Here is a 15,654-nt window from a genome sequence, read left to right on the forward strand (position 1 = left end):
ATGTTTCACGTGAAACACCTGGGCCACGCGTCCGTCAGCGCCCGCGGATCATGCAGGTCAGCGGCTGCCGGGGAAACGCAGGTACCGGCTCGGTACGGCCTGCGTCAGCCACACGCCGTTCGCGCTGACGTGGAAGACATGGCCGTCGCGGTGCATGGCACCCGCGTCCACGGACAGCACGACCGGCCTGCCCCGGCGGGCCCCGACGCGGGTGGCCGTCTCGCGGTCGGCCGAGAGGTGCACGGCGTGCCGGTTCATGGGGCGCAGCCCCTCGGCGCGGATCGCCTCCAGGTTCCGGGCGACGGTGCCGTGGTAGAGATACGGCGGCGGGGTGGCGGTCGGCAGTTCGAGGTCGACCTCGACGCTGTGCCCCTGGCTGGCGCGGATCCGGGTGCCCTCGACGGCGAAGCGCCGCTTGTCGTTGGTGGCGACGACATGGTCCAGTTCCTCCCGGGTGAACCGGAAGCCGTGCGCGGACGCCGCCGCGATCAGCGCATCGATCTCGACCCAGCCTCCCTCGTCGAGAGTGAGTCCGATCCTCCCGGGCTGATGGCGCAGATGCCGGGCGAGGTACTTCGACACCTTGACGGTGCGTCTTTCGTCCATCCGTCCAGACTGCCGGGAGAGACGCGCATCATGCGATCGCTTTTGCCCCGGAAGTTTGATCCACAGCTAAGTGCGTTTATCCACAGGGGACTTGGGGATCCTGTGGACAACCGCCGCCTCCCAACGGCGTCACCGCAGCGGCGGTTTCACCCGCGCGATCCTCCGCAACGCGCCCGGCATCCACCGCGACAGGGCATACGCAGTCCTCGCCTCCGGGGTGACCGGCACCACCGGCTCGTCGCGCACCACCGCCCGCAGGATCGCGGCCGCGACCTTCTCCGGCGGGTAGCCGCGCAACCCGTACAGGCGCGCCATCCGCCGCCGCAGGCGCCGCTCCTCCTCGGCGTCCACGCCCGCGAACCGCGTGGTGGAGGTGATGGCGGTGTCGACGAACCCGGGGCATATCGCCGAGACGCCGATCCCCCGACCCGCCAGCTCCGCACGCAGGCACTCGCTCAGCATCAGCACCGCGGCCTTGGACGTGCCGTAGGCGGACAGCGCGCTGGACGGCTGGAACGCCGCCGCCGAGGCCACGTTCACGATGTGACCGCCCTGTCCGCGCTCCGCCATCCGCTTCCCGAAGAGCCGGCAGCCGTGGATCACACCCCACAGATTGACGTCCAGGACCTTCTTCCACTCCTCCGTGGTGGTGTCGAAGAACGATCCGCCCAGCCCGATGCCGGCGTTGTTCACCAGGACGTCCACCACCCCGTGCTCGGTGGTCACCCGCTCGGCCAGCTTCTCCATGGCCTGCTCGTCGGACACGTCCGCCGTCTCCGCCCAGGCCGCCGCCGCGCCGCGACGACGCGCCTCCCCTGCGGTACGGACCGCGGCCTCCGCGTCCCGGTCTACCGCCAGCACGCGCGCACCCGCCTCCGCGAACGCCAGCGCGGTCGCCCGCCCGATGCCGCTGCCGGCCCCCGTGACCAGGACCAGCTGCCCGCCGAACCGGTCGGCGTACCGACCCGCGGCGGACGCCTCCGGCCTGCCCGCCTCCACCGACGTCACGAAGTCGGAGATCCATGCCGCCAGCTGATCGGGGCGGCTGCGCGGGACCCAGTGCCGGGTCGGCAGCGTCCGCCGGGTCAGCCGCGGAGCCCACTGCTCCAGATCCTCGGAGAGCCCCTCCGAGAGAAACGCGTCCTCCAGGGGCGTGACGAGCTGCACCGGCACGTCCGCGTAGGCGTCCGCACGCGGGCTGCGCAGCCGGCGCCGCACGTTGTCCCGGTAGAGCCAGGCGCCGTGGGCCGCGTCCGACCGCAGGGACGCGGTCGGATAACCGTCCCCGGGCGTTCTCTCGAGACGCTCCAGGATCCGCGGCCAGGCCCTGCCGAGCGGCCCGCGCCAGGCCAGTTCCGGCAGCACGGGCGTGTGCAGCAGGTACACGTACCAGGACTTGGCGCCCTGGCCCAGCAACTGGCCGACCCGGCGCGGGGTCGGCCGCTTCACCCGGCGGTTGATCCAGTGCCCGAAGTGGTCGAGCGACGGGCCCGACACCGAGGTGAAGGAGGCGATCCGTCCCGCGGTGCGCCCGACGGTCACGAACTCCCAGGACTGCACCGACCCCCAGTCGTGCCCCACCAGATGCACCGGCCGGTCGGGGCTGACGGCGTCCACGACGGCCAGGAAGTCGTCGGTCAGCTTCTCCAGGGTGAACCCGCCGCGCAGCGGACGCGGCGCCGTGGACCGGCCGTGGCCGCGGACGTCGTACGCCACGATATGGAATCGGCCGGCGAGCCGGGGCGCGACCTCGGACCACACCTCCTTGCTGTCCGGGTAACCGTGCACCAGGACGACCGTCGGCCGCCCGGGGTCGCCCAGTTCGGCCACGCAGAGTTCGACCCCGCCCGTACGCACCCGGCGCTCTCGCGCGCCTTTCAGTCCCGTCACACCGGCGAATCTGGCAGTGGTGAGAGAGCCCGTCAACAGTGCCTCGATCCCTGTGCATAACTCTCAGGCAGGGCTTCCCTTACGGGCCCGTACGACTCCAGGTGGACACCAAGACGGCTCTCCGGTCTGACGACCGGCGTGGCAGGGGTCACTAATGTCATGAACGTGACTGTGATCGCGACCGAAAGCCTGAGCAAGCGGTTCCCCAGGGTGACCGCCCTTGACCGGCTCTCCGTGGACGTCGGGCCCGGTGTGACCGGACTCGTCGGAGCCAATGGAGCCGGCAAGTCCACACTGATCAAGATCCTGCTGGGTCTGTCCCCCGCCACCGAGGGCCGCGCCGAAGTGCTCGGCCTCGACGTCGCCACCAAGGGCGCCGCCATCCGCGAGCGGGTCGGCTACATGCCGGAACACGACTGTCTGCCACCGGACGTGTCGGCGACCGAGTTCGTCGTTCACATGGCACGCATGTCCGGCCTGCCGCCCACCGCCGCGCGGGAGCGCACCGCGGACACCCTGCGCCATGTCGGCCTGTACGAGGAGCGCTACCGCCCCATCGGCGGCTACTCCACCGGCATGAAGCAGCGCGTGAAGCTCGCTCAGGCCCTTGTGCACGACCCCCAGCTGGTCTTCCTGGACGAGCCGACCAATGGCCTCGACCCGGTCGGCCGCGACGAGATGCTCGGCCTGATCCGCCGGATCCACACCGACTTCGGCATCTCCGTCCTGGTCACCTCGCATCTGCTGGGGGAACTGGAGCGCACCTGCGACCACGTCGTCGTCATCGACGGCGGCAAGCTGCTGCGCTCCAGCTCCACCACTGACTTCACCCAGATCACCACGACCCTCGCCATCGAGGTCACCGACACCGACGAGCACCCGGACGGCACCCGCGCGGTGCGCGAGGCGCTCCACGCGCGCGGGGTGGACGTCGAGGACGGCAGCGGGCTGCCGGGCGCCGGACACGTCCTGCTGCTCACCGCACAGGGCGAGGAGACGTACGACCTGGTCCGCGACGTGATCGCGGACCTCGGCCTGGGCCTGGTGCGCATGGAGCAGCGCCGGCACCACATCTCCGAGGTCTTCACGAACAGCGACGAGAACAGCGACGAGAACAGCGACCCGATCAGCGACGAGGCGCGGAAGGAGGCGGTCGGCCATGGCAGCTGAGCAGTCCATGCAGACACCAGCCACTGCACCGGGTGACACCCGTATCCACAACATCGGCTACCGCTCCTACGACGGCCCCCGCCTGGGTCGCGGTTACGCCCGGCTGTCGCTGTACACGCAGTCCCTGCGCGGCTCCTACGGCCTCGGCCGCTCGGTGAAGTCCAAGGTGCTGCCGATGCTGCTGTTCGTGGTGATGTGCGTGCCCGCCGCCATCATGGTGGCCGTCGCCGTCGCCACCAAGGCCAACGAGCTGCCCATCGACTACACGCGCTACGCGATCATCATGCAGGCCGTCGTCAGCCTGTACGTCGCCTCGCAGGCGCCCCAGTCCGTCTCGCGCGACCTGCGCTTCAAGACCGTGCCGCTGTACTTCTCCCGGCCCATCGAGACCGCCGACTACGTGCGCGCCAAGTTCGCCGCGCTGGCCTCGGCGCTGTTCATCCTCACGGCCGCTCCCCTGCTGGTCCTGTACATCGGCGCGCTGCTGGCCAAGCTCGACTTCTCCGACCAGACCAAGGGATTCGCACAGGGGCTCGTCTCCGTGGCACTGCTCTCGCTGCTCTTCGCCGGCATCGGCCTGGTCATCGCCTCGGTCACCCCGCGCCGCGGCTTCGGCATCGCGGCCGTCATCGCCGTGCTGACCATCTCCTACGGCGCGGTCTCCACCCTCCAGGCGATCGCGCATATGGAGAACACCGGCGACGGCATCGCCTGGATCGGCCTGTTCTCGCCGATCACCCTCATCGACGGTGTGCAGTCCGCCTTCCTGGGCGCGACCTCCGCCTTCCCGGGCGGAAGGGGCCCGACCGACGCCGAGGGCGTCGTCTACATCCTGTTCACCCTCGGCGTGATCGCCGCCAGCTACGGCCTCCTGACGCGCCGCTACAAGAAGGTGGGCCTGTGACCACGCTCAGCATCGACCACGTCTCCCGCTGGTTCGGCAACGTGGTCGCCGTCAACGACGTCACCATGACCATCGGCCCCGGGGTCACCGGCCTGCTCGGCCCCAACGGAGCCGGCAAGTCCACCCTCATCAACATGATGGGCGGCTTCCTCGCCCCCTCCACCGGCACCGTCACCCTCGACGGACAGCAGGTGTGGCGCAACGAGGCCATCTACCGGCACATCGGCATCGTCCCGGAGCGCGAGGCGATGTACGACTTCCTCACCGGCCGCGAGTTCGTCCTCGCCAACGCCGAGCTCCACGGCCTGGGCGCCAACGCCGCCCAGAAGGCACTGGCCACGGTCGAGATGGAGTACGCGCAGGACCGCAGGATCGCCACGTACTCCAAGGGCATGCGGCAGCGCGTGAAGATGGCCTCCGCGCTGGTCCACGACCCGTCGCTGCTCCTGCTGGACGAGCCCTTCAACGGCATGGACCCGCGCCAGCGCATGCAGCTGATGGACCTGCTGCGGCGCATGGGCGACGAGGGCCGCACCGTGCTGTTCTCGTCCCACATCCTCGAAGAGGTGGAGCAGCTCGCCTGGCACATCGAGGTCGTCGTCGCCGGCCGGCACGCGGCCAGCGGTGACTTCCGCAGGATCCGCCGTCTGATGACGGACCGTCCGCACCGCTACCTGGTGCGCTCCAGCGACGACCGCGCGCTCGCGGCCGCGCTGATCGCGGACCCGTCGACATCCGGCATCGAGGTGGATGTGGCGGAGGGCGCGCTGCGCATCCAGGCCGTCGACTTCGGCCGTTTCACGTCCCTGCTGCCCAAGGTCGCGCGCGACCACGGCATCCGGCTGCTCACGGTCTCGCCGTCCGACGAGTCCCTCGAGTCCGTCTTCTCGTATCTCGTCGCGGCGTAGGAGGCCCCTGATGTACGACCCCACAGTCGCCCGGCTCACCTACCGGGCCCTGCTCGGCCGTCGCCGGGCCCTCATCCTGGGCGCGCTGCCCCTGCTGCTGATCACGATCTCCCTGGCGGTGCGCGCCCTCGTCGGCGCGGACGACCAGACCGCCGCCGACATCCTCGGCGGGCTCGCGCTCGCCACCATGGTGCCGATCATCGGCGTCATCGCGGGCACCGGCGCGATCGGCCCCGAGATCGACGACGGCTCGGTCGTGTACCTGCTGTCCAAGCCGATCAAGCGGCCCACGATCATCTTCACCAAGCTGATCGTCGCCATCGCCGTGACCATGGTGTTCTCGGCGCTGCCCATTCTGGTCGCGGGCTTCGTCCTCAACGGCAACGGCCAGCAGGTCGGGGTTGCCTACACGGTGGCCGCGCTGGTCGCCTCCATCGCGTACGCGGCGCTGTTCCTGCTGCTGGGCACGGTCTCGCGGCACGCGGTGGTCTTCGGCCTGGTCTACGCGCTGGTCTGGGAGGCGCTGTTCGGCTCCCTGGTGCCCGGCGCGCGCACGCTGAGCGTGCAGCAGTGGTCGCTGGCCGTGGCGCAGAAGGTGGCGGGCGCCGACCTGGTCACCTCGGACGTGGGCCTGACGACCGCGACGGTCCTGCTCGCCTCGGTCACCGTGCTGGCCACCTGGTACGCCGGCCAGAAGCTGCGCTCGCTGACGCTCGCCGGCGAGGAGTGAGCTTCCACTCCGCAAGGCCCGCCGACGCGGGGTGGCGGCGCCGCTGTCAGCGGCGCCGCCTGCGGTTTATTCGGTGGCGTTCGCACGGTCGGCCGGGCAGAGTGAGGGTGTCCGCATCGCCGGGAACGTCCGGCGACCAGGTGCCGGGAAGGGAGCGGGACGATGTCCATGCACGGCAGTACGTCCAGCTCCCGTCAGGGCAGCCCGCGGCGGACTCCGGAGTAGTCCCTACTGCTCCGTCGAGTCCGCCCCGCACGGGGAGCTGCCCGGGGCGGCCGCTTCGAGCGCGCGCATTCGTGTCGCGCGGGCCGCCCACCCGGAGGATTGGCCGAGTGGTAAGGCACCGGCTTGGCTCAAGCCGTGGTCGGGCGTAACGGCCCGCGCACGTTCGATCCGTGCATCCTCCGCACAGCGCGGGGCGTCAGCCCAGCAACCGCTCCACGACCACCGCGATCCCGTCCTCCTCGTTGGAGGCCGTCACCTCGTCGGCCTCCGCACGCAGTTCCTGGTGGGCGTTGGCCATGGCCACGCCGTACGCGGACCAGGCGAACATGGGGAGGTCGTTGGGCATGTCGCCGAAGGCGATCGTCTCCGAGGCCTTCACGCCCAGCCGGCGGGCCGCCAGTGACAGCCCCGTCGCCTTCGACAGGCCGAGCGGGAGCAGCTCGACGATGCCCTCGCCCGCCATGGTGACGGTGACGAAACCGCCCGCGGTGCGGGTGGCGGCCTCGGCGAGCTCGTCGGAGGTCAGCGTCGGGTGCTGGATGTACAGCTTGTTCAGGGGAGCCGTCCACAGGTCCGACGCGTCCGTGAACGGTGTCGCGGGCAGCGCGCCCACGACCTCGTAACCGGGGCCGACCAGCACCTCGCCGTTCAGGCCGTCGCGGCTGGCCGCCAGGTACAGCGGTCCCACCTCGGCCTCGATCTTGGCGAGCGCCACCCCGGCGAGCTGCCGGTCCAGCGTCACCGACGTCAGCAGCCGGTGGGCCCCGGCGTCGTACACCTGGGCGCCCTGGCCGCAGACGGCCAGACCGGTGTAGCCGAGGTCGTCGAGTATGGGACGCGCCCACGGCACCGCGCGGCCGGTGACGACGATGTGCGCCGCGCCCGCCGCGGTGGCCGCGACGAGCGCGTCACGGGTGCGGCGGGAGACCGAGTGGTCGTCCCGCAGCAGCGTGCCGTCGAGATCGGTGGCGAGGAGCCGGTAGGGGAAGCCGGCGCTCACTTGGCGACCGGTTCCAGGAGCTCCCGGCCGCCCAGATACGGACGCAGTACCTCCGGCACGCGGACCGAGCCGTCGGCCTGCTGGTGGTTCTCCAGGATCGCCACGATGGTGCGCGGTACGGCGCACAGCGTGCCGTTGAGCGTCGCCAGCGGCCGCACCTTCTTGTCCTCACGCACCCGGATCGACAGCCGGCGCGACTGGAACTCGGTGCAGTCCGAGGTCGAGGTCAGCTCGCGGTACTTGCCCTGGGTGGGGATCCACGCCTCGCAGTCGTACTTACGGGCGGCCGAGGCGCCCAGGTCGCCCGAGGCGACGTCGATCACGCGGAACGGCAGCTCCAGCGACGTCAGCCACTGTTTCTCCCACTCCAGCAGCCGCTGGTGCTCCGCCTGCGAGTCCTCGGGCATCACGTACGAGAACATCTCGACCTTGTCGAACTGGTGCACGCGGAAGATGCCCCGGGTGTCCTTGCCGTGGGAGCCGGCCTCGCGGCGGAAGCAGGGCGAGAAGCCCGCGTACCGCAGTGGCAGCCGGTCGGCGTCGATGATCTCGTCGCTGTGGTAGGCGGCCAGCGCCACCTCGGACGTGCCGACCAGGTACAGGTCGTCCTTCTCGAGGTGGTAGACGTCCTGCGCGGCCTGGCCGAGGAAGCCGGTGCCCGCCATGGACTGGGGGCGGACCAGCGCGGGGGTCAGCATCGGTGTGAAGCCGGCCGCGGTGGCCTGTGCGATCGCGGCGTTCACCAGGGCGAACTCGAGCAGCGCGCCGACACCGGTCAGGAAGTAGAAGCGCGAGCCGGAGACCTTGGCGCCGCGCTCGACGTCGATGGCGCCGAGGATCTGGCCGAGCTCCAGGTGGTCCTTGGGCCGGAAGCCCTCGGCGTCGAAGTCGCGGACGGTGCCGTGCGTCTCCAGCGTGACGAAGTCCTCCTCGCCGCCGACGGGCACATCGGGGTGGACGAGGTTGCTCAGCCTGAGCAGGAGGTCCTGGGTCTCGGCGGCGGCGGCGTCGCGGTCGGCCTCGGCCGCCTTCACATCGGCCTTGAGCTGTTCGGCCTTCTTCAGCAGCTCGGCCTTCTCGTCACCGGTCGCCTTGGGGATGAGCTTGCCGAGCGACTTCTGCTCGGCGCGCAGCTCGTCGAAGCGGACGCCGGACGACCTGCGCCGCTCGTCGGCAGACAGGAGGGCGTCGACGAGCGCGACGTCCTCTCCACGGGCGCGCTGGGAAGCGCGCACACGGTCAGGGTCCTCACGAAGCAGGCGAAGGTCAATCACGCGGTCAAGGCTACCGGTGCGGGATGACCACCCACGACTGACTATTGCCAGGGACCGGCTCACGTTCCGCTATGGGGGAAATGCGCATTGTGTCCCCTGAGATCGATCTCGGGGTCAATAAGGGACGCGCCTCCCCTGAAACGGGTCGGTCACGGGCTTCCGGTTGACTGGCAATCCCTTGTGCGGACCGGGACTTGGGGTTCCTTGTCCACAGGAGTCCCCGCCGTGGCGAAAGTTATCCACAGGGTGTGGGGAAGATCTGTGGACTTCGGAATTGATCACTCCGAAACGCCGGGCATCTGCCGAGGATTCCCAGCACAAACCCCCTCGATCCCTACTTTTGGGTGGAAAGAGTTCCCCCTAAAGGGTTGACCAAAGGAAAAGCGTGAACGAAGGGTGAGGTGTGCGGCGATGAATGCGATCATGGCCTGCAGGGCGATTTGTCGACCGAATCGGGCTTTGGTGTCGACTTGTCCCCAGGTCGAGAAGCGGACCTGTGGATAACTCCTGTGGATAACGACAATCGGCAGGTAGGACCGGGCGGCGTCCAAGGGCGCCGTCCTCCTCAGAACCGGCCGTCCTGGCAGCGGGCCACCCAATCCGCCGCATCCCCGAACTCCTTGTCCGACGTCCCGGGCAACGGAGGCCCTACCTCCCCCGGCCGCACATCCGCACGCGGATAGGAACCGAGGTAGCGCACCTGGAGGCAGATCCGCTTGAGCCCCATCAACGCGTCCGCCATCCTGCGGTCCGAGATATGGCCCTCGGCGTCGATGCAGAAGCAGTAGTTGCCGATGCCGGCACCGGTCGGCCGGGACTGCAACAGCATGAGGTTGATGCCCCGCGTGGCGAACTCGCCCAGCAGATCGCGCAGCCCACCGGGGTGGTCGTCGCGCTGCCAGAGGACGATCGAGGTCTTGTCGGCACCGGTCGGTGCCGCAGGCCGGGCGGGGCGGCCCACCAGCACGAACCGGGTCTGGGCGTTCTCGGCGTCGTGGATGCCCGTCTCCAGCGCCTCCAGGCCGTACCGGGCCGCCGCGAACTCACCGGCGAAGGCGGCGTCGTACCGGCCCTCCTGGACCAGGCGCGCACCGTCCGCGTTGGAGGCGGCCGACTCCCAGACGACGTGCGGGAGGTGCCTCTTCAGCCAGTTGCGCACCTGCGGCTGCGCGGCCGGGTGGGCGGTGACCGTCTTGATGTCCGACAGCTTGGTGCCCGGACGGACGAGCAGCGCGAAGGTGATCGACAGCAGCACCTCGCGGTAGATCATCAGCGGGGCGCCCGCGACCAGTTCGTCGAGGGTGGTGGTGATCCCGCCCTCGACCGAGTTCTCGATGGGGACGAAAGCGGCCTCGGCCTCGCCCGCCCGCACCGCGTCCAGCGCGGACTGCACGGACACATAAGGGATCAGCTCACGGGTCGCCGCCTCGGGAAGCGTGCGCAGGGCGACTTCCGTGAAGGTGCCCTCAGGGCCGAGATACGCGTAGCTCGCTGGCATGTCCTCACCCTAATGGGCCCGCGCCGGGAGCAACCCCCCGAAGACCCTCAGGGGTGACCCGGGGCCGTTCTCACCCCTCCAGCAGCGCCTGGCCCACATACTCTCCCCGCGCCGCGCCGCCCGGAACCGCGAACAGACCGCTCGCCTCGTGCCGGACGTACGGCGTCAGGGCGTCGCCGCGGTCCAGTTTGCGCTGCACCGGCACAAAGCCGCGCAGCGGATCGGCCTGCCAGCAGATGAACAGCAGACCCGCGTCCGGCACCCCGTCCGCGCCGATGCCGTCGTGATACGAGAACGGGCGGCGGAGCATCGCCGCGCCGCCGTTCTGGTCGGGCCGGGTGATTCTCGCGTGCGCGTTGATGGGCACGACCGGATTCCCCTGGGCGTCGGTCTTGTCGAGGTCCATCTCCGATGTCTCGGTGCCCCCGGACAGCGGAGCCCCGTCGGACTTGCGGCGCCCGATGACGCCCTCCTGCTCCTTGACGGACAGCTTCTCCCAGTCGTCCAGCAGCATGCGGATACGGCGTACGACCACATAGGAGCCGTTCGCCATCCAGGCGGGCTCGCCATTCTCCGGTACGAAGATCCGCCGGTCGAAGTCGGATTCGGCGGGCTTGGGATTGCGGGTGCCGTCGACCTGTCCCATCAGATTGCGGGTGGTCATGGGGTGAGCGGTGGCTCCTGGTGAGCGGTTGAAGCCGTTCATCTGCCAACGCACCTTGGCCGCCGAGCCGGCGTCCTTCTGGACGGCACGCAGGGCGTGGAAGGCCACGAGGGCGTCATCCGCGCCGATCTGCACCCACAGGTCGCCGTTGCTCCGCGCCTTGTCGAGGTGGTCGGAGGAGAAGTCCGGCAGCGGATCCAGGGCGGCCGGGCGCTGCTTCTCCAGCCCGGTGCGCCCGAAGAAGCTGTGGCCGAAGCCGAAGGTGAGGGTCAGCGAGGAGGGACCGGCGTCGCGGGCCACCCCGGTGTCGCCCTGTGCGCTCGGCTCACCCGCCATCAGGCGGCGGGCCGTGTCCGACCAGCGGCGCAGCAGTGCGGCCGCCTCCTTGCGACCGGCGCCGGGCGCCAGGTCGAAGGCGATGAGATGACCCCGGGCCTGGAGCGGCTGTGTGATGCCGGGCTGATGTTTCACGTGAAACGGCACCCGGCCCTCGCCCACCGAGGACAGCGGAGTGGCCCCGACGGGCGCCGACGCATATCCCACGGCCCCGCCCGCCGCCCCCAGGACGAGCCCCGTGGCGCCTGCCGTGCCGAGCAGCCGGCGCCGGGAGATGCCTTCCCCGGCGGTCCGGACGGACTCCTCCGGGGGCGCCTGCGGAGGACGGGTCTGCGAAATGGACTGGTCAGCCATGGTCGTTCAGCCGATCTGCGCGTTCTTCGAGACGGTCACCTGGTCGATGTCGGAGGTGCGCACCGTCACCTCGACTGTCCAGTCGCCCGTCATGGGGAGCTGCACTCCGCTCGCCGACCAGTGTCCGGTGGTGATGTGGTCGGGAACGACGGGCAGCGGCCCGATGTCCTTGGCGGAGAGGGTGAAGGCGACCTTCACCTCAGGAATGTCGACGGGACGGCCGTCCGGGCCGTCGACATAGACGTGCATGACGTTGTCGCCGGCCCGGGCGGGATCGAGGTCGATCGACACGACACCCTTGCCGTTCCTGCCGCCGGTGTCGAAGGGCATGGTCAGGGTCACCGCTCCGGTGCCCTGGCCGGTGGAGCTGGACGCGGAGGACGAGGCGGAGCCGGCCGCCTTGGCCTCCTGCTCTGTGCGTCCCGGCTCCGTCTGCGTCAGGACGGTGGTGACGGCGAGCAGAACGACGGCGACGCCCGCCTCGGCGAGGACGGAGCGCCGCAGACCGGACCGGTGCGGATCGGCGTCCCGCAGCCGCTTCTGCCGGGCGGTCTCCATCGCGGCCCGCTGCCGGGCGAGCTGAGCGGTCCGTGTGGACCCCGCTCCCGAAGCCTCACCGTCCCCGGACCCCGCCTGTGTGCCCTCCGCGGTCCGCCCGGCGGAGGCCACGCCTGCCCGCGTTCCGGACGCCTCCGCCTCGGACTGCTCCGCATCCTGCGCGGGCACGGCGTCCGCGGGTGCCTCCGCCAGTCGTGCGGTCCATCGCCGGGAGATGGAGGCGATCCCCACCAGCACCACCACGAGCCCGATCTTGACCAGCAGCAGCTGCCCGTACCGGGTGTCGGTGAACGCCGACCAGGAGCCCAGCTGCCGCCAGCTCTGGTAGCTCCCGGTGACGACCAGGGTGACCACGCTGCCGAAGGCGAGCCGCGAGAACCGCTGGACGGCGTCCCGGCCGACCGGCATCTCGGCGGGCGCCCGGAAGAGCGCGACGAGCAGCGCGGTGAGCCCGCCGAGCCAGGCGGCGACGGCCAGCAGATGCAGCACGTCGACAGGCATGGAGACCCCCGGCTGGAGTCCCTGGGAGGCGTGCTCGGACATGGCCCAGCTCGCCGCGAGCCCGGCCGCCACCACCGTGCCCCCGACCGCGAGCCCGAAGGACAGGTCCCGCTTCTCCTCGTCCCCCCGCTTGTCGTAGGCCCCGAACAGAACCGCAATGAACAGCGCCGCCGCGGCGAGCAACAGCAGCCGGGAGACCAGCGCCGCGCCCGTCTTGGTCTGGAGCACGTCCCCGAGCAGCGACAGGTCGAAGATGTCGCCGGCGTTCCCGGACGTGGTGTAGGAGCCGCGCAGGAGCAGCAGCCCCAGCGTGGCCCCGGTGAGCGCCAGCCACCCGGAGACCACCAGCCGCTGCACCGCCCGGACCCCTGAACCGCGCCCCCAGCAGGCGAGCACGAACGCCGCCCCGCCGGCCATGACCACGAAGCCGGCGTAGGACACGTACCGGCCGAAGCCGTACAGCAGGCCCACCAGCCCGTCGTCGGAGCCCTGCGCCGAGACCGAGACCGACGTCTCGGAGGGTGCGCCGACGGAGAAGGTGAAGGCCCCGGCGACAGGATGGCTGTCCGCCGACACCACCTGGTAGGCCACGGTGTACGTGCCGTCGGGGAGCCCGCCGACCAGACCCACGGTGTAGGTCGTGCCGCTGGGGCTGGCGGGGTCGCCCTTGTCGACCCGCTTGCCCTTGGGGTCGAGCACCCGCACGGCGTCGTCGCTGACCGCGATCTGCTCGGAGAAGGTGAGCGAGACCTGGCTGGGCGCCGTGTCGACCACCGCGCCCTGCCCGGGGTCGCTGCCGGTCAGCGCGGCGTGCGCCGACGCGGGAGCGGCCCCGGCGAGGAGCGCGCCGGTGACGGCCAGGAACAGCAGCACCAGGGTCCGCACGCGGGGGGCGATGGTGTGGGTCACAGGGGTGTCTCCCTCAGTGTCCGGTCTTCGGGGTGTAGGTGGCCGGCTTCACCGGAATCTCGACCGTGACGGGGTCGGACCGTTCGAAACGCAGCTGGACGGAGACGCTCTGCCCCTGCTTCGGCTTCTTCTTCAGCTGCTCGAACATCAGATGGTTGCCGCCGCTCTCCAGCACCAGGCTGCCGTGGGCCGGGATGTCGAGGGCCTCGACCTCCTGCATGGCGCCGTCGACCGTCTCGTGCACAGTGACCTGGCCGGCGACGTCGCTGCTGACCGAGGTGAGCCGGTCCGGGGCGTCACCGTCGTTGGTGATGGTGAGGAAGCCGGCGGCCATGTCCGACACCGGCTGGGGCATGTACGCCGAGCCCACCGACAGGTCCGCCGTGCCGTCGCCGGAGCCCGAGCCGTCCGAGCCACCGCATCCGGCCAGGACCAGCGCTCCGGCGACGGCCAGGGCCACGGCCGCCGGACGTCTCACGGGTTCTCCCCCTTGATGATCTTGGGGAGGTCGTTGGTGTAGTCGTCGACGGTGGCGTCCTCGCCGTAGAGGACGTAGCCGCCGTCGGTCTTCGGGGAGAAGGCGATCACCTGGGTGCCGTGGTCGGAGACGGTCTTGCCGTTGTCCTCCTTGCGCGGCGGATCGATCGAGATGCCGATGCTGCGGGCGCCGGCCTGGATGGTGTCGAAGTCGCCGGTCAGGCCGACGACCTGGGAGTCGATGCCCTTGAGCCACTTGCCGAGCGCGGCGGGGGTGTCCCGCTCCGGGTCGGTGGTGACGAACACGATCCGTAGCTTGTCCTGCTGGTCCCGGGGCAGCTGTTTCTTGGCCACCGCGATGTTGTTCATGGTCAGTGGGCAGACGTCGGGGCAGTGGGTGTAGCCGAAGTAGATCAGCGTGGGCCGGCCCGCGGTCTCCTCGCGGAAGTCGTACTTCTTGCCCTGGGTGTCGGTGAGGACGAGGTCCGGCTTCTCGAAGGGCTTGTCGAGAACCGTGGCCGCCCTCTCGGAGCCGGCCTCCTCGGACACCACGGAGACGGGCTGGCCGCTGTCGCCGCTGCCGCAGGCGGAGAGGGTGAGGGAGGCGACGGCGAGCAGGGCCGCCGCCGCGAAGGTCTTCTTGCGCATGGAAGTTCCTGAAGGTGAGTGCTCCGGCGCACACCGGGGGCCACGCGGGCCGTGGACGCCCCGGTGCGCGCCGTCGAACGAGCGGGGAGGATCAGGCGGTCGTGCGCCGGCGCCCGGCGAGGACGCCGTAGGCGACGCCCGCGGCACCGACCACGATGCCGACGACGCCCAGGACACGGGCGGTGGTGTCGGTACCGCCGGAGTCTGCCTCGTCTGAGGCGCCGGTGGTCTCGGCGGAGGCGTTCTCGGCCTGTGCGGTGTCGTCGGAGGCCTTGTCGTCGCCCGAGGCGCCGTGGTGGTCCCCGGAGGCCTCGGAGAGGGCGAGCACGGGAGCCGGGTGCTCCGGCTCCTCCTGGCCCTCCTGCGGCACCTCGATCCAGCGGACGACCTCCTTGTCGGAGTACGTCTGCAGCGCCTTGAAGACGAGTTCGTCGGCGTCCTCGGGCAGCGTGCCCACGGACACCGGGAACTTCTGGAAGAAGCCGGGCTCGATGCCGTCGCCCTTGGCGGTCCAGGTGACCTTGGAGACGGCCTCGTTGATCTTCTTGCCGTGCATCTCGAGTGGCTTGTCCAGCTTGGACGTGGTGACCTTGACGTCCCAGCCCTCGACCGGCTGGGGCATCACCGACGCCAGGGGGTGGTCGGTGGGGAAGGTGACTTCGAGCTTGGTGGTCGAGGCGTCGTCCCGCTCGTTGGGGACCTTGAAGCCGACGGTCGCGTAACCGCCCTTTGCCGCCTGGCCCTCGGGCTGCACGCTGACGTGGGCGAGGGCGGGGGAGGACACGGCGAGGACGGTGACACCGGCGACGGCACCGGCGGCGGCGATACGGGAAGCCTTCATGGGCAGAAGCACTCCGCTTCGATTGAGGTTTTCACTGACGGTGAGGGAGGCGCCTTTGTGCGGCCGAAGGGGTCCTCACGCGGACGGCCCGGACACACACCGGCGACGGAACGCACCCGCGCGTGCCGCACGCCGGCGCCCCGCTCCTCCCCCGGGGGATC

Annotated in this window: 14 protein-coding genes and 1 tRNA gene; 5 read left to right on the plus strand and 10 right to left on the minus strand. The window is 70.6% G+C overall.

Annotation, left to right across the window (positions count from 1 at the left end):
- Window positions 1–57 precede the first annotated feature (57 nt).
- Both AB0L56_RS06585 and AB0L56_RS06590 read right to left on the minus strand, forming a co-directional pair.
- Complete coding sequence (locus AB0L56_RS06585; protein ID WP_361026868.1) at window positions 58–606, minus strand: RNA 2'-phosphotransferase; 549 nt, start codon at window positions 604–606, stop codon at window positions 58–60.
- 129 nt (window positions 607–735) lie between these two features.
- A complete protein-coding gene (locus AB0L56_RS06590) occupies window positions 736–2,496 on the minus strand; it encodes an SDR family oxidoreductase (RefSeq protein ID WP_365419677.1) in 1,761 nt (586 codons plus the stop codon).
- A 159-nt stretch (window positions 2,497–2,655) separates the two neighbouring features.
- On the opposite strand from AB0L56_RS06590, the gene AB0L56_RS06595 reads away from it, so the two are divergent.
- The 5 genes from AB0L56_RS06595 (at window position 2,656) to AB0L56_RS06615 (ending at window position 6,615) form a co-directional block, all read left to right on the plus strand.
- Entirely contained in the window at window positions 2,656–3,666 is a 1,011-nt protein-coding gene (locus tag AB0L56_RS06595) for an ABC transporter ATP-binding protein (protein WP_361026874.1), read from the plus strand.
- Entirely contained in the window at window positions 3,656–4,570 is a 915-nt protein-coding gene (locus AB0L56_RS06600; RefSeq protein WP_361026877.1) for an ABC transporter permease subunit, read from the plus strand. The genes AB0L56_RS06595 and AB0L56_RS06600 overlap by 11 nt, the downstream gene beginning before the upstream one ends.
- Window positions 4,567–5,478, plus strand: a complete 912-nt coding sequence (locus tag AB0L56_RS06605; protein WP_361026880.1) for an ABC transporter ATP-binding protein — start codon at window positions 4,567–4,569, stop codon at window positions 5,476–5,478. The genes AB0L56_RS06600 and AB0L56_RS06605 overlap by 4 nt, the downstream gene beginning before the upstream one ends.
- 10 nt (window positions 5,479–5,488) lie before the next feature.
- A complete protein-coding gene (locus AB0L56_RS06610; RefSeq protein WP_361026883.1) occupies window positions 5,489–6,208 on the plus strand; it encodes an ABC transporter permease in 720 nt (239 codons plus the stop codon).
- Window positions 6,209–6,526: 318 nt separating this feature from the next.
- Window positions 6,527–6,615 (plus strand) — tRNA-Ala (locus AB0L56_RS06615).
- A 14-nt stretch (window positions 6,616–6,629) separates the two neighbouring features.
- Here AB0L56_RS06615 and AB0L56_RS06620 read toward each other — a convergent pair.
- The 8 genes from AB0L56_RS06620 to AB0L56_RS06655 all read right to left on the minus strand — a co-directional run bounded on the left by AB0L56_RS06620 (window position 6,630) and on the right by AB0L56_RS06655 (window position 15,493).
- Window positions 6,630–7,433: an HAD family hydrolase gene (locus tag AB0L56_RS06620; protein WP_365419682.1), complete on the minus strand. Its 804-nt coding sequence runs from the start codon at window positions 7,431–7,433 to the stop codon at window positions 6,630–6,632.
- The gene (serS, locus tag AB0L56_RS06625) at window positions 7,430–8,707 is read right to left on the minus strand and encodes a serine--tRNA ligase (RefSeq protein WP_361026889.1); all 1,278 of its coding nucleotides are present in this window, start codon (window positions 8,705–8,707) and stop codon (window positions 7,430–7,432) included. Before serS ends, AB0L56_RS06620 begins: the two co-directional genes overlap by 4 nt.
- Window positions 8,708–9,272: 565 nt before the next feature.
- On the minus strand, window positions 9,273–10,205 hold the full coding sequence (pheA, locus tag AB0L56_RS06630; RefSeq protein WP_361026892.1) for a prephenate dehydratase: 933 nt from the start codon (window positions 10,203–10,205) through the stop codon (window positions 9,273–9,275).
- Window positions 10,206–10,275: 70 nt separating this feature from the next.
- Window positions 10,276–11,559, minus strand: coding sequence for an iron uptake transporter deferrochelatase/peroxidase subunit (efeB, locus tag AB0L56_RS06635; RefSeq protein WP_361026895.1), 1,284 nt, complete (start codon window positions 11,557–11,559; stop codon window positions 10,276–10,278).
- 6 nt (window positions 11,560–11,565) lie between these two features.
- Window positions 11,566–13,527, minus strand: a complete 1,962-nt coding sequence (locus AB0L56_RS06640) for a copper resistance protein CopC (protein ID WP_365419687.1) — start codon at window positions 13,525–13,527, stop codon at window positions 11,566–11,568.
- A 13-nt stretch (window positions 13,528–13,540) separates the two neighbouring features.
- Window positions 13,541–14,005, minus strand: coding sequence for a copper chaperone PCu(A)C (locus tag AB0L56_RS06645; protein ID WP_365419690.1), 465 nt, complete (start codon window positions 14,003–14,005; stop codon window positions 13,541–13,543).
- Entirely contained in the window at window positions 14,002–14,652 is a 651-nt protein-coding gene (locus AB0L56_RS06650) for an SCO family protein (protein WP_365419692.1), read from the minus strand. The genes AB0L56_RS06645 and AB0L56_RS06650 overlap by 4 nt, the downstream gene beginning before the upstream one ends.
- Window positions 14,653–14,743: 91 nt before the next feature.
- Window positions 14,744–15,493, minus strand: coding sequence for a YcnI family protein (locus tag AB0L56_RS06655; protein ID WP_365419694.1), 750 nt, complete (start codon window positions 15,491–15,493; stop codon window positions 14,744–14,746).
- Window positions 15,494–15,654: the final 161 nt, after the last annotated feature.

Source organism: Streptomyces sp. NPDC052079, assembly GCF_040680275.1.
Taxonomy (GTDB): Bacteria; Actinomycetota; Actinomycetes; order Streptomycetales; family Streptomycetaceae; genus Streptomyces.

Bases quoted from the DNA above. Each gene is read 5' to 3' on its own strand.
- AB0L56_RS06595 (WP_361026874.1), top strand. From the start codon at position 2,656: ATGAACGTGACTGTGATCGCGACCGAAAGCCTGAGCAAGCGGTTCCCC.
- AB0L56_RS06600 (WP_361026877.1), top strand. From the start codon at position 3,656: ATGGCAGCTGAGCAGTCCATGCAGACACCAGCCACTGCACCGGGTGAC.
- AB0L56_RS06585 (WP_361026868.1), bottom strand. From the start codon at position 606: ATGGACGAAAGACGCACCGTCAAGGTGTCGAAGTACCTCGCCCGGCAT.
- AB0L56_RS06610 (WP_361026883.1), top strand. From the start codon at position 5,489: ATGTACGACCCCACAGTCGCCCGGCTCACCTACCGGGCCCTGCTCGGC.
- AB0L56_RS06650 (WP_365419692.1), bottom strand. From the start codon at position 14,652: ATGCGCAAGAAGACCTTCGCGGCGGCGGCCCTGCTCGCCGTCGCCTCC.
- pheA (WP_361026892.1), bottom strand. From the start codon at position 10,205: ATGCCAGCGAGCTACGCGTATCTCGGCCCTGAGGGCACCTTCACGGAA.
- AB0L56_RS06655 (WP_365419694.1), bottom strand. From the start codon at position 15,493: ATGAAGGCTTCCCGTATCGCCGCCGCCGGTGCCGTCGCCGGTGTCACC.
- efeB (WP_361026895.1), bottom strand. From the start codon at position 11,559: ATGGCTGACCAGTCCATTTCGCAGACCCGTCCTCCGCAGGCGCCCCCG.